We start from the raw sequence: 13,457 nt of genomic DNA on the forward strand, positions 1-13,457 counted from the left end.
CCAAGGCGGTGCAGGAACTTCAACAAATATGAATGCGAACGAAGTCATCACAAATATCGCGCTTGAGGCTATGGGACACAAAAAGGGCGAGTACCAATACCTCCATCCAAACGACCACACAAACCTCGGACAAAGCACTAATGACACCTATCCAAGCTCGATAAAAGTAGCCGCATACGCTAAACTTACCGATCTGCTTAAAGAGATGGAAAACCTCAAAAAAGAGCTTGAAACCAAAGCAAAAGCTTTCAAAGATGTCATTAAAATGGGTAGAACCGAGCTTGAGGACGCCGTACCTACCACGCTTGGCAACACTTTCCACGCATTTGCAAGCTACATTAAAAGCGATATCGAAAAAATCACCGCAGCTCGCGAGTCTATGGCTGTACTAAATATGGGCGCGACCGCGATCGGAACCGGTATCAACTGCCATCCTGATTACAAAGCTGCCGTTCATAAAATTTTAAGCAAAATTACCGGCGTAAATTTCAAACCCGCAGATGATTTCATCGCAGCTACTCAAGACACTGCCGATTTCGTTCACGTTAGCGGCGCGCTAAAAACGGCTGCCGTTCGCCTAAGCAAGATCGCAAACGACTTAAGATTAATGAACTCGGGCCCAAGATGCGGTCTTGGCGAGATAAATTTACCTCAGATGCAGCCTGGCAGCTCCATCATGCCTGGCAAAGTAAACCCGGTCATCGCAGAGGTCGTAGGCGAGGCGTGCTACGAGGTAATCGGCAACGACGTAACCATCATGCTTTGCAGCGAGAGAGGCGAATTTGAGCTAAACGCATTTGAGCCTGGCATCGCCTACGCGCTATTTAACTCGATCTTTATCCTTGAAAACGCGATGAAAACCCTAGCCGAAAAAGCTATCAAAAAGCTAACCGCAAATCCTGAAGCATGCTTAAAATCGGTACTTGGCTCAGTCGGTATCGTGACTGCGTTTAACCCATACATCGGCTACGAAAAATCTGCAAGCATCGCTAAAGAAGCTTTGCAGACGGGCAAAGCCGTAGGCGATATCTGCTTAGAGAGAGGATATTTGAAAAAAGCGGAGATAGATAAGATCTTAGAGCCTAAGAATATGCTAAATCCTCATATGGGCAAGAAATAGAGTTTCGTTTTAAGACGAATTAGATTCGGGCGCGCCAAGCGGTTAAATTTAAAATTTAGCAAAGCTGGCGCGTCCCCAAAAAATAAATTTTAAAAATTTTCCTAAAAAGGAGTTTTGCAATGGACTTTATGGTGATATTGCAATTTATTGTTTTGTTAGGCGGCATCTACCTAGGCGTTAAGCTAGGTGGTATGGGCGTCGGTTATGCAGGCGGCTTGGGCGTTGTCGTCCTAGCCATTTTAGGCATGAAGGTCGATATGAAGGATATCCCGATTGACGTTATCCTAATTATCGCATCGGTAATCTCCGCGATTACGGCGCTGCAAGTCGCAGGCGGACTTGATTATTTGGTTCAAGTCGCATCTAAAATTTTAAGGAAAAATCCTAAGCAGATCAACTTCCTAGCGCCTATCGTTACCTATCTACTTACGATACTTGCGGGCACCGGACATACTGCGTTTTCTATGATCCCGGTTATCGTCGAGGTCGCAAAGACGCAGAATATCAAGCCTTCCGCTCCTCTTGCACTCTCGGTCGTTTCGTCTCAGGTAGCGATCACTGCGAGCCCTATTTCGGCGGCGTTCGTCGCTATGAGCGGTCTGTGCGAGAAGCTAGGCGTTAGCTATCCTAAGCTTTTGTTTATCTGCATCTCTACTACCTTCGTAGCTATGATAATCACGGCTTTCATCGTAAATAAATTCTACGATCTCGATCTTTCAAAAGACCCTGTTTACAAAGAGAGACTTTCAAAAGGTCTTGTAGCAGAAATCAAAGCCGAGGAGTATAAAGAGCCGAAGCCTTACGCGAAAAGATCGGTTGCGATATTTGCTATCGGCGTTTTGATCGTCGTTTGCTATGCACTTGCGATCTCAAAGAGTGTTGGCTTGGTAGAAAAACCGATTCTTTCAAGAGATAGCGCGATCATCAGCTTTATGCTAACTATCGGCTTTCTTATCGCTGTTTTGTGCAAGATCGATACGGGCAAACTGCTCTCTACCAGCACCTTCCAAAGCGGTATGAATGCGTGCATCTGCGTCATCGGTATCGCATGGCTCGGTACTACTTTCGTAAATGGTCACATCGACAGCATCAAAGAGGTAGCTAAAAATGTCGTTACGCAGTATCCTTTCATACTAGCCGTCGCGCTATATTTCCTAAGCTGCTTACTATACTCGCAGGCTGCAACCACAAAGGTTATGATGCCTGCCGTTGCCGCTGCGCTTGGAATGACTAGCCCTGAAAATTCCGGTCAAATTTGGATCTTGGTCGCATCGTTCGCAGCCGTTTCGGGCTTGTTCGTGCTCCCTACCTATCCTACGACGCTCGGCGCGATCGCTATGGACGATACCGGAACGACTAGAGTCGGTAAATTTGTATTTAACCACTCGTTTTTCCTTCCGGGAACCATTATGGTTGCGATTTCGGTCGCTCTAGGATTTTTAGTAGCTCCTGCGCTAATCTAGCGCTATCTCCCTACCCCCGACAATCCGCTCGGGGGTAAAATTTATCTAAAATTTACCGCTTAAAATTTACCGAGAATAAAATTTAGCCGTTTACTACGACTAAACAAAATATATGCTTTACTTAATAAACCGCAGAGCGGCTGATTGATCCGCCATTTTGCGATTAAATTTAGCCAAAATTTTATCTAAATTTACGCCCTGCCGCCGATCTGTAAAACGACTTCTAAAACTGCGCCGCATTACTTAGAAAGCAGCCTGAAATCCCCAAAAAAAACGCTCAAGCCTAGATCAAACAAGCAGCCAAAACTTGCAAGCATATCTTGCAGAGCCGCTTTAAATTTTATCCCGCGACGCGGTTTACCCAGATCAAAAACTCATCGCTCGGGTTCTCGTCGTCCAAATGCGCGGGCGTGACGAGCTCAAGCGCTGTTTGCGGGATCGTCGTTTTAAACGCATCCTTAAGCCACTGCTGAAATTCTACGTTTGGATGCACGATAAAATCGTCCTCCTCGCTGTTTGGCGGCGCGCTAAAATCCTCATCCCAGCAGATCTCATCGTATCCGATCGCAAGCAATCGCAAAAAATCTAGCCCGCTATGAGCCAAAACACAGGTCATCGTCGAGCCTGAGCCGGAGCCTATATGTACGATCTTCGTCTCACCCGCATCGTCCAGCCACAGCGCGCACATCGAGCCCTCCGAGCCGCTGCCCGCGAACACGCAAAGCCGCTGCTTGATCTCCGCGGCAAGCTCGCGATCCTCGTCGTAAAACCAATACCTTAGCTCCTCGTCGCGATTTTTCGGATCATCCGTGAAAAAGACGATGTCCGTGCCGCCCTCGCGCTCATCGTCGCTCCAGCTCTGCCGTAGCCGATCCTGCGGGTAGAGATAGCCGCGTCTGCGCCCGCCCGCGTCGTCATAAAAGCCGTTTGCTTCGATCCACGCATAAAGCGTCTCAAGCTCGCTTGGCACGCGCATGCCCTGCGGTAGCGCCTCGCGCAACTGCGCTAACAATAAATTTTCCACGATCGCTCCTTTTACTAAATTTGCCGCTCGAATTTTACTGCATTTCGGCTAAATTTACGGATATTTTGTCTGATATTTGCGGACGTTTTACGTGCCCAGTCGCCGCAAACGCAAATCGGGCTCTTAAAATTTAGCTTTTTGCTTGTGATACACGTGTCGCAGCGGTGTGAGCGCATATTTGAAAAAGAGTATGAGAATTTTCAGTAGAAAAATGCATAAAATTTTACGACCTGAATTTTACTATCTTGCAATCGCTTTGCTATATTTTTTGTAAATTTACGGTTTTAAATTTGCTGCGCCACAAAGAGTAAAATTTTAGCGATACTTATAAATTTAAAATTTCTCGCGCCTTTTGTTTGCAAGCCTCAAATTTTTGCTCAAACTCCGCGCGTCTTTGCAGCTCGTTTTTCGCCCCCATTTTGGTGTATCCAGAGCCTCGCCCCAGAAAATATACATAGCCTGTATCTTTAAACTCCACAGCAAGCGGCATTTGTGCGCCCTCTACGCTCTCGCAAATAAGCTGCGCAAGCGCGTACTCCTCCAGCGCAAAGGCGTGCGGATACAGGCTTATCTTTTTTAAATTTTTAAGAGCGGCGAGCGGCAAAAGCGCCGGATATGGGGCCTTACACTTCACCCAGGTTAGTTTTAGTACTTCAAGGCCCGTTATGCCTTTGAGAAACTCGAAATCTGCAATCGGCCGATCCCAATCTAGCGTACCGTTTATACACAGATATCGCAGCGAGGCTATGCCGCTAAGTCCCGAAAAATCGCTCACTCTGCGTAAATTTTCAAAATGCGCCGATCTTAAGCTTTTCAGCTCACGCAGAGGCGAAAGGTCGCAAAATCCCGAGACGTATTCCAAAACGAGCTCCTGCAAAAGCGGCAGTTCGGCCAGAAAATCGATATTTTTTACTTGAACTCTCGTAATGCGCAGACGCTTAAGCTGCCTAAGTCTCCGTAGCGCGGCGATCTGCTCCTTGCTCGGAAGATGCAGGGTAAGCTCCTGCAGATCCCCACACTCAAAAATCTGCTCCCAAAAAGGAGTATCCGCCCCTATTGTAGCGATCTGCAAGCTCTGCCTATCCGTCACGGGCCCGTTTAGCGCAAATGCAAAACGCTCGCGGTTCGGCACCATCGCCCAGTAATCGTCCTTTCGATCTAGCAGATCCGCAAAGTGATGTATCATTCGTAGTCTCCGTTTTTGAAATTTTAAAGTGCGAATTTTATCGCACAAGCGGTGCGCTAAATTTAAGCCCGTTTTCAAGCTCGCAAACCCTGCCGCCCTAAATTTAGGCTCGCCGCGGCTCGGTCCGCAAATGTCTCCGCCGCAACAGCTTGCTGCGGTTGGTCTGCCTTTAAATTTAAGCCTGCCGATTTAAGCCAGGCGGGCTCTAGTCAAATTTAAAGCCCGTTTAAGCTCTTACAAATCAAGTTCACGCGCTTCGAATTTGCAAATTTCACGCCGCTTGAATGGGCGGAAAAATAGAATTTCGTCTAAATTCCAAGCTCAGCTCTTACGAGCGCTTCGTTTTGCGGCGTCAAAAAGCCAGCGATATCCTGCCACATGGAGTGAAAGCCGTATCCGCCGTCTATCATCTCGCTACGCGCGGCGTCCAGGCTCCAGCCCTGATAGATCACACGGTACATCGCCACCACAAGCCCCGTGCGATCGGCTCCGTGATAGCAGTGCACGAGCACGGCGCCCTCCTTTTGGCGCTCACGAATGGTGCGCAAAACGTCCGCTATCTGCGCGGGCTTTATCTCCCAGCTTTGAAGCGGCTTATTCGCTAGCCAAAATTGATCCCCAAACGCCCTTCTGTCGCCGCCTCTGCTAAAATGGCGCAGATTTACGATACTTTTGATGCCAAGCTCGTGCAGCTTCGCGGCGTAGCTTCCATCAAGCTGCGCGCTGCGAAACAGCCGCTCGTCCACGCGGTAGAAATTTTTCGCTTCGTCGATTAGGGTTGCTTTTTGCGATGAGTTTGAGCTTGCGCCGTGCGCCGCGGTATCTGTATCTTTAAAATGCGCGTCTTTAAATTTGGCGTCTTTTGCGTCCGCGAGATTTTGCTCCACGCCGCTCGTTTTTCTAAAATTTATGGAATTCGTATCTGTCGCAAGCTCTGCATTTATGCCGGTTGCAAAGAAAAGCGCGGCTGCTAGCGCAAGGGTTTTAAATTTCAAATTTCATCCTTTAAATTTGGCTAAATTTTATGATTTTTGTAAAAATTTGACGCCAGACGGGTCAAAATGCAAAATGGCGAGAGCGCCTAAATTTAACGAAAAATTTGAGCGTCAAGGCCGCTCAGATCGCCGCTAAATTTTACTGCAAGCCCGCAAACCGCGCCGTTAAAATCAAAATTTCGTTTTAAATTTCCCCGTTCCCGCCCTCGGTATCGCTAGATCAGTACGCGGTAGTTATATTGCGTAGTTACATTGCCCTTGTAAATTTACTGAAAATAAATCGTAAAAGGGGTGCGCCGTTTCCGCGAGCGCTGCCATAATTTTTTGTACTCGCCCCTTGCGATACTTACCCGAAATTTTATTTTTCGCGAAATTCTTTCAAATTTCGCCGCTAAATTTGACGCTTTAGTCGATCAGATCGGTCTGCCAGTTTGCGCCTTGCAGCGTCGTGTCAAGCTGCCTGATCTGCCTAGCTAGCTCGTCCACCTGCTTTTGCAGCGCCGCGACGTCGACCGTGCTCAGGATTTTAATCTCGCTGCGCGAATAAACATCCACCTTTTGCGCGGCAGCTTGCGCGAAAGCCCGCAATGCGCCCGCTTTTAGCGTGAGTACGTCACGCTTGGCGATTAGCTCGGTTAAGCTCTTGCCGTCCGCTTTTGCGGTGCAGTTGGTTAAATTTATCCGAACGATTAGTCGCTCAAGCTCGCCCGTAAGCGCGTCTAGTTCGGCTAGCAGCACCTTTGGCTCTTCGCTAGGTTTTTCTCCCTCTTGCACCTTCGCGTTATCTGCGAGCCTTGATTTTAGCTGTTCGATGCGTTTTTGTATGTCGGCGCGCAGTATCAGCGCCTCGGCTAGTTTCATTTTCGTCCTTTTTAAAATTTATTTTCCGCCGCCAAGCTGCCTATCCTGACCGTAGTGCGGCGAATACGGGCCGTAGAGCAAGCATTTGTTGCAGTTTTGGCCCAGCAGCATCGCATCTGCGCTCGCGGAGAGCTTGTATCCCGCGTCGGAGACGGTATCGCCGATCTGTTTGATAACCGCGGAGATCAGCATGCCTACAAGATCGTTACTACCTCTGCTTGAGTCGTCGCTTACCTGCGCCGAACCCTCCCAAAGCGTCGCGCCGCTTCTCAAATCCACGAGCTTGGCATTGACCGCCACGACGCTTACGCTATTTAGCAGCATATACGAAGTGCCGTATTTGACGACGTCCATGTATAGCACGGCGTCCGCGCCGAAAATTTGTCTTAGCTTGTGCGCGGAGACGTTTTGGATCTCGCTCGCTTCGTAAATTCCGTTATTTTTGAAGGTCTCATGCACGAGCGCAGGCGAAAATACGTAATACCCCGCCTCGCTTAGCGGATAGATCGCGTTGGCAAGCACGGCAGCGCCTGCATCCACTTCGGTAGTTTCGTTGCTCGGCATCAGCACCAAAATCGATCGCGGCTTAGCCTGTTGAAGCGCCGAGTAATCGTAAATTTCAGGCTCGCTTAGAGCGCACGCGTTAAAAAACAGCGCCACGAATACGCTAAAAATCGCTATTTGAGCTTTATTTTTCATTTTTTAGCCTTTTTATTCGTTTTGCCGCCCTGCTTTGCGGCAACTTTGCCTTGCTTTGCAGAGACCGTTTTGGCGGCTTCGCGTCCGCTTGATCCTTGGGCTTTATCGGCGCCCGGCTTGGCTGCAGCCTCAGCTTTTTTAAGCGCGGCTGGGTTTGTAATGAAGGTCAAAAACGGCTTTGATTCAGGGAAGGCCTGAGCTTCTTTTTCAAAGTTCTCTTTCGCCCTCGCGCCGTTACCCGCGTTTAGATACAAAAGCCCTAGATGCGAATAAAGCCCCGGCGGGACTTTGAGCCCCTTTTCGTATGCCTTTTGGATAGATTTTTCAAGCGCTTCGATCTGCTCGCCTACGTCGCCTTCCTGCTTAAGATACTGATAGGTCGAGTCCGTGTAGCTGCCGTCCCAGTAATAAATTTGATTCCGGCTCCCGCCGCCGCAGCCGCAAAAGATCACGGCCGCAGCAGCAAGAGCAAGAGCGCTACTCGCTTTCAAATTTAATCCTTATCTTAGTTTAAACGCGCCGTTTTCAAGGCCGTTTACGAGATTATTGACCGCTTCTATGATCGCTAGACTTAACACCTTGCCATTTAACGTCGAATCATAGCCCGCAGTGCCTCCGAAACCTAGCACTTCGCGGTTTGATAGCTCATACTCGCCCGCGCCTTGAGTCGAAAAGACCACCTCGGACGTTCTGACGTCAACGACGTTTAAATTTACCTTAGAATACGCGGTTTGGGTCTTTCCTTTACCCAAAATTCCAAATAGCTGATGATCTCCGGTCGTCTTGCGGCCAAACTCAGTCACGTCGCCGGTGATAACGTATCTGGCGCCCTTTAAGTTTTGCGCGCTTTTGGAGATTGCGCTTTCCTCTTTGATGGCGCGCATATTTGTGCGATCAAGCACCGAGAAGCGTCCTGTTTGCTGTAAGCTTGAGATTAAAATCGTCTGCGCTTGGTTGCCCAGTCTATCCTCGCCGTCGGAGAACACGCCGTTGTTGTAAGAGGATTGGTTGTTAAAGCGTCCTACCGACACGGCGATCCGCTCGCCCGAGTAGTTGGTATTTAGACTCGCTACCGTAGGGGTTTGCACTACGCGAGAGCTCTCTTTCGCGCATCCGCTAAATAGCGCCAGCACCGAAGCCGCAATAACGGCAACTGATATTGTTTTTTTGAAATTCATTCTTTACTCCTTGAAAAAATTTACGTATAATATCTCATTGTTTCTTAAAATTTTATGTATAAATTTAAGCGCATAAATTTAGCAAAACGGGAGCGATTATGCTTAATATTTTACTGGTCGAAGACGACGAGGCTTTGAGCTCGGCGATAAGGGAAAAACTGCTTGATGAGGGCTTTAGCGTGAGCTGCGCCTTCGACGGCAAGCAGGCGATAGAGGCGTTAGACGAGGCGCACTTCGATCTGATCATCTCAGACGTGATGATGCCTAAGATGGACGGCTTTGAGCTTAGCAGATACGTTAGGCGCGACGGCAAGAGCCAGCCGATACTGATCATAACGGCAAAAAGCGAGATCGAGGATATGCAGACGGGCTTTAAAAGCGGCGCGGACGATTATATGAGCAAGCCTATAAATTTAAAAGAGCTCGTGCTGCGCGTGCATGCGCTGCTAAGACGCGCAAAGATCGCGAACGAAAAGCGGCTACTCATCGGCGGAAGCGAGCTTGACTACGATACGCTTAGCGTCCGTGCGGCGGGCGAGCGGATAAGCCTAGCGCCGAAGGAATTTCGTCTTTTGTTTCTGCTGCTAAGCTACGCGGGCAGAATTTTTACGAGGTTTGAGATAATGAGCGAAATTTGGGGCTACGAAACAGACAGCGATGAGCGCGTCGTCGATACGCACATCAAAAAGCTGCGGGCAAAATTTGAAACCTCCAAAGATTTTGAGATAATCACCGTGCGCGGGCTCGGCTACAAAGCCGTAAAAAAGGAGCGAGCATGAAAAAATACCTCATCAGCCTAAAAAGTTTCATCGCGTTTTACTCTTCGCTCGCATTCGGCGTGATAAATTTCATCGTCTGCTTCGCGGTTTGCATGCTTTTTTACATAGGCATCGGCGGCAAGATCGGCGGGTTTTGGGACGGAGTGGCGCTGTGCGCGATCATCTGCTTAATCACGATGGCGCTAAATTTTACCCTGCTTTACTTCGGACTTAAAATTTTATTCCGCCCGATCAAGCGGCTACTAGACGCGATCACCGCGATCGCAAACGGCGATTTTGAGGCGCGCGCCGAGCGCAAGCTGCACGGACATCGCACCGATTACGTCTATATGCACGAACTGGATGAGCTTGTGGTAAACGTCAATAAAATGGCGCAGAAGCTGCAAAAGCACGAGCAGCTGCAAAAGGAGTTCGTCTCAAACGTCTCGCATGAGATGAAAACGCCGATCTCCTCGATCGCCGCGTTAAGCGAGATGATAGAGGGCGGCGTAGGCGAGGAGCGTGCCGTGCGATACGCAGCCTCCATCGGCGCGGAAGCAAACCGCCTAAGCAAGCTCTGTACCGACATGCTAAAGCTGATGAGACTCGATAGCGGCGCGGCGGTGCGCCTAGATGAAGCGGTACGTATTGACGAGCAGCTGCGGCAATGCATCATCTCGCTGAGCCAAAGCTACGAAGGGCACGAGTTTGAGCTAGATTTATCGCCGCTTAGCGTGCGATCAAACGCGGGGCTGCTAAATCAAATTTGGCGAAATTTGATCGAAAACGCGCTTAAGTACTCGCGCCCGGGCGGTAAAATTTTCATCCGCTGCCGCGCTTGCGATGGCTTTGCGCAGGTGAGCATCAAAGACGAGGGCATCGGTATCGCGCGCGAGAAGCTGGATAAAATTTTTGACCGATTTTATCAGTGCGAGGAATCGCACAAACAGCTTGGTAGCGGGCTTGGGCTTAGCATCGTACGCACGGCGGTGGGTCTTTTAGGCGGGCAGATCGAATACGAAAGCGAACCCGGCGTCGGAACCGAAGCGCGCGTTAAAATTCCGCTTTAAATTTCAGATCAAGACGGCGCGGATGAGCTGCGTCTTGCAATTCGTAACTCGCCGTAAAATTTCGCTCCACAGGCGCAAGTCGCGCCGATGCAAGTTTTGGCGACGTAAAAAAGCGCTGGCGTGTCGCGCGCCGCATTCACATAAAATTCTACTTTAAATTTTATATCAATTTGCCGCGGACGCCTCGCGCGCCGCGACGAGGTCGGAATTCTGCTTTAAATTTAGCACGCTGCGACTTTGCCGCCCTTTACGACTTTACCGCGCATTACGGCGGGCGGCAGGTTCGCTTAAATTTGCCGCGCCTTAACACAGGTAGCTAAATTTTGCCTGAAATCCGCCGCTAGCTCGCGCTTTGCAACGGACGGAGAAATTTTGTCCTAAATTGCAAAAGACACATTAAGAACACAATCACCTTATATAATCCCGCCCATAGATCGATCGGGCACACCTCTAGCAGCCCGAGTCTGGCAAATAATAAAATTAAAAACAAAGGAGAAGCGATGAGTAAGGCCGTACTTCACTCAGTGTTAGCGATAGAAGCCATTTTATGGGGGCTTTTATCGGCTGTGATTATAGGTGCGTAAATTTTATGCTTTGAGCTCGGCGATCCGCCGAAATAATTTATAAAATTTACGAAATTTGCGCCCTACTTCGCATCCGCTGCGAAGCGGGGCGCACCTGCGCTAACGATTTAGACGAAAATTTAATCCACTCGCCGCGCGCGCAAACCTCACTACGTACAAATCCATACCGCAAAGCAAGCCGGCTGCACGCAAACCTCGCTGTGCGCAACCTCTCCGCCGCAAACTATAAAAATCGAATAAAATTTTAAATGCTACTAGCGGACGAACGAGCCTATTTCGCCTCATTTCATCTGCGCCTTTTGCAATATGTGCTCGCCCGCAAACAACTTGCGATAGGAAATGATTTTAACGGCACAAATTTCAAAATACGCGACCCGCTCCAAGCGCGCAAATTTACACTATTGCCGCTAAGCGATTTTTAAAAGCTCTCGAGCTAAAATTTATCCCGATTTAAGATCAAATTTAAATTAAACGGCGAAAATTTTACAAAAGACGCCGCAAGAGGCGAAATCTCAAAGGAGCCTAGCTTGAAAAGATTGATAAATTTCCTCGGGCGCATCTGTGCAGACCTGCTTGCAGGCAGAGCGCTACTGCATCCGATCCTGCTTACGGCTGCGTTTTTAGCGGCGAAATTCGGCACGATCTATCTTACGCATGTTGCGATTTTTGGGCGCGAGTATTCTTGGGAAAATTTCGGCGAAGAGCTGTTTTATGTGTCTTTCGATTTTACCGCAAATGCCTATTTTATCGCACTCTGCTTGCATTGGCTGCTTAGCGGCGCGATAAAGCGCTCTCTTGCGCCGCTAAGAACGGGCTTAGCTCTTTTGATCGTCGCAGCATGCATTTTAGGCTATTTAGATGCGGATGAGCACTACCAAAAGGAGGGCACGATGTTTTATTTTTTCGCAGGCTCTCTCATCACGATCTGCATCTATCTTTTGGTCGCGGCGATCAAGCTTAAAAGGTTTTTGCCAGCAATCTGCGCGCTCGCGTATGTTTTAAGTTATGTTTTTTGCGTGTGGATATATTTTCAAATACCGCTAAAATCGCTCTACGTAATCCGCGCGCTATTTTTTCTGTGCCCGCTAGCGTGGGCGTTTTATTTCAAATATGAATTTCAAAAATCGCTCGCGAAAGACGCCGCAAGCAATGATGAAATTTTAAATAGTGCAAGCGGCGATAAAATTTCAGAAAGCAAAGCGCGCACGGAGAGTTAAATTTATAAAATTTCGCTACAAAGGGCTAAATTTACAAAATTTCGCCAGGGTTAAATTTTAAAATTTACCGCGCGACGCTTTCATCTTTTTATATCCTCGATCACAGCCTCTACGAAACGGGCTGTATCAATTAGCCTAAAGCCCCATATTTTGGGATCTGCCGTGATTTTATTATAAAAATCTTCCAATTCTTTCGCGGGAGATAATTCGCCCAATTTAAACGGGGCAAATTTTACTTTGCCAATCTTTTTTAGATGAGGCAGCAGCTCCTTTAAATCCTTATGATTAAACCAGCGGTCCGCTCTAAGGAAGCCGCCGTTTTTCGAGCTCGCGATCTTGCTTTTTAAAAAATCATCCATACTAGGCGGCTCTTTTTGCAGCAATCTGGTGCAGGCTAGGTGGTACTCGAGCTTTCTGGGGGTTTGATCTACCGCCGAGACAAAGCAAACGCCGTATCCCTGCTGCATCCGGATAGACAAAACGTCGCCCTCCTCGAAATATGGCGTTTTTTGCTTCGAAATTTTGGGCCGTTTAAGCGGTCTAGGGTTTTCGCTTTTTAGCTGAAGCGCTAATTTATCAAGCGCTTTTTGGCGGCTCTTTTGAGATTTTTCAAAGACCTTGTTCCACATCTGGCTTGCGCCGCCTTTTATGATAGCAAGGGCTTTTTCGCGGATCTCGTCATTTAAAAATCCGATCTTCCAAAGCGAATACGCCAGGGCCGTCCAATAAATCTCGCTATAAAGCTCATCGGTGCAGAAATTCTCCGCCTGCACCAAAACATCTTGCAATATCGTTTCAACATTTTCGCCGTCTTTGTATCGCTCGGTGATAGTCAAATATATATCGTATCCGTCGTCGCTATCGATAATTTTCACCCCGTCTATCGCCATTTTGTCTCCTTTATTTTGATCTTTTCTCTGCCGATTTCGCTGAGCCGAATTTTATCAAAATTTAAGCGCTTAAAAGATAAATCTTCGTGGAAATTCTATGATAACGATAACGCCGCCTCGCCTTTATTGTTAAGGGGGAAGGGGCTTAAATTACGAGGTCGCTCCCTTCCCCCTTAACAAACCCCCATCCCCGACGACGTTAGAGGTTGCTGCACTGCGTGCAGGTTTAAATTTATTAGCTCTTGCAAATTTAATCTCGTTAAATTTTACATTTTCAAGATACGGGTCTCGGTACGTAAGAATTTGTAAATTTAATCCAAATTTGATCGCCAAATTTTAAGGCGCGATATTTTTTCTTTAGACGAGGCGGAAACGACGGAGGCGAGGGAGCGTATATAAAAATACGTGACCG

The 13,457-nt window shown here is 48.2% G+C and carries 13 protein-coding genes; 5 read left to right on the forward strand and 8 right to left on the reverse strand.

Annotated elements, in window-relative coordinates; genetic code table 11:
* On the forward strand, positions 1–1,120 hold a 1,120-nt coding region (locus tag Q0438_RS00900), incomplete at its 5' end, for an aspartate ammonia-lyase (protein WP_299186257.1).
* A 119-nt stretch (positions 1,121–1,239) separates the two neighbouring features.
* Positions 1,240–2,583, forward strand: coding sequence for an anaerobic C4-dicarboxylate transporter (locus Q0438_RS00905; protein ID WP_299186259.1), 1,344 nt, complete (start codon positions 1,240–1,242; stop codon positions 2,581–2,583).
* Positions 2,584–2,923: 340 nt separating this feature from the next.
* On the opposite strand, the gene Q0438_RS00910 is transcribed toward Q0438_RS00905, so the two are convergent.
* From Q0438_RS00910 to Q0438_RS00940, 7 genes are all read right to left on the reverse strand, one after another.
* Complete coding sequence (locus Q0438_RS00910) at positions 2,924–3,607, reverse strand: SMI1/KNR4 family protein (protein WP_299186260.1); 684 nt, start codon at positions 3,605–3,607, stop codon at positions 2,924–2,926.
* A gap of 325 nt (positions 3,608–3,932) precedes the next feature.
* The gene (locus tag Q0438_RS00915) at positions 3,933–4,793 is read right to left on the reverse strand and encodes a hypothetical protein (RefSeq protein ID WP_299186261.1); all 861 of its coding nucleotides are present in this window, start codon (positions 4,791–4,793) and stop codon (positions 3,933–3,935) included.
* Positions 4,794–5,101: 308 nt separating this feature from the next.
* Entirely contained in the window at positions 5,102–5,788 is a 687-nt protein-coding gene (locus Q0438_RS00920) for a tyrosine-protein phosphatase (protein ID WP_299186262.1), read from the reverse strand.
* Between the two features lie 405 nt (positions 5,789–6,193).
* Complete coding sequence (locus Q0438_RS00925) at positions 6,194–6,649, reverse strand: DIP1984 family protein (protein ID WP_299186264.1); 456 nt, start codon at positions 6,647–6,649, stop codon at positions 6,194–6,196.
* Between the two features lie 18 nt (positions 6,650–6,667).
* Positions 6,668–7,348, reverse strand: coding sequence for a DUF799 domain-containing protein (locus Q0438_RS00930; RefSeq protein ID WP_297995736.1), 681 nt, complete (start codon positions 7,346–7,348; stop codon positions 6,668–6,670).
* A complete protein-coding gene (locus tag Q0438_RS00935) occupies positions 7,345–7,839 on the reverse strand; it encodes a DUF4810 domain-containing protein (protein ID WP_299186268.1) in 495 nt (164 codons plus the stop codon). The genes Q0438_RS00930 and Q0438_RS00935 overlap by 4 nt, the downstream gene beginning before the upstream one ends.
* A gap of 9 nt (positions 7,840–7,848) precedes the next feature.
* Entirely contained in the window at positions 7,849–8,526 is a 678-nt protein-coding gene (locus Q0438_RS00940; protein WP_299186271.1) for a CsgG/HfaB family protein, read from the reverse strand.
* Between the two features lie 98 nt (positions 8,527–8,624).
* Here Q0438_RS00940 and Q0438_RS00945 point away from each other — a divergent pair, with 98 nt between their 5' ends.
* The 3 genes from Q0438_RS00945 to Q0438_RS00955 all read left to right on the forward strand — a co-directional run bounded on the left by Q0438_RS00945 (position 8,625) and on the right by Q0438_RS00955 (position 12,155).
* A complete protein-coding gene (locus Q0438_RS00945) occupies positions 8,625–9,305 on the forward strand; it encodes a response regulator transcription factor (protein WP_299186272.1) in 681 nt (226 codons plus the stop codon).
* A complete protein-coding gene (locus Q0438_RS00950) occupies positions 9,302–10,354 on the forward strand; it encodes a HAMP domain-containing sensor histidine kinase (RefSeq protein WP_299186274.1) in 1,053 nt (350 codons plus the stop codon). Before Q0438_RS00945 ends, Q0438_RS00950 begins: the two co-directional genes overlap by 4 nt.
* A gap of 1,111 nt (positions 10,355–11,465) precedes the next feature.
* Positions 11,466–12,155 carry a hypothetical protein gene (locus Q0438_RS00955; RefSeq protein WP_299186276.1) on the forward strand — a complete coding sequence of 230 codons (690 nt, stop codon included), beginning with the start codon at positions 11,466–11,468 and terminating at the stop codon, positions 12,153–12,155.
* 80 nt (positions 12,156–12,235) lie between these two features.
* Here the strand turns inward: Q0438_RS00955 and Q0438_RS00960 are convergent, their stop codons facing one another.
* Positions 12,236–13,045, reverse strand: coding sequence for a hypothetical protein (locus Q0438_RS00960; protein WP_299186278.1), 810 nt, complete (start codon positions 13,043–13,045; stop codon positions 12,236–12,238).
* Positions 13,046–13,457: the final 412 nt, after the last annotated feature.

It is taken from the genome of uncultured Campylobacter sp. (assembly GCF_938030785.1).
GTDB lineage: Bacteria > Campylobacterota > Campylobacteria > Campylobacterales > Campylobacteraceae > Campylobacter_B.

Bases quoted from the DNA above. Each gene is read 5' to 3' on its own strand.
- Q0438_RS00905 (WP_299186259.1), top strand. From the start codon at position 1,240: ATGGACTTTATGGTGATATTGCAATTTATTGTTTTGTTAGGCGGCATC.
- Q0438_RS00915 (WP_299186261.1), bottom strand. From the start codon at position 4,793: ATGATACATCACTTTGCGGATCTGCTAGATCGAAAGGACGATTACTGG.
- Q0438_RS00925 (WP_299186264.1), bottom strand. From the start codon at position 6,649: ATGAAACTAGCCGAGGCGCTGATACTGCGCGCCGACATACAAAAACGC.
- Q0438_RS00930 (WP_297995736.1), bottom strand. From the start codon at position 7,348: ATGAAAAATAAAGCTCAAATAGCGATTTTTAGCGTATTCGTGGCGCTG.
- Q0438_RS00940 (WP_299186271.1), bottom strand. From the start codon at position 8,526: ATGAATTTCAAAAAAACAATATCAGTTGCCGTTATTGCGGCTTCGGTG.
- Q0438_RS00945 (WP_299186272.1), top strand. From the start codon at position 8,625: ATGCTTAATATTTTACTGGTCGAAGACGACGAGGCTTTGAGCTCGGCG.
- Q0438_RS00950 (WP_299186274.1), top strand. From the start codon at position 9,302: ATGAAAAAATACCTCATCAGCCTAAAAAGTTTCATCGCGTTTTACTCT.
- Q0438_RS00960 (WP_299186278.1), bottom strand. From the start codon at position 13,045: ATGGCGATAGACGGGGTGAAAATTATCGATAGCGACGACGGATACGAT.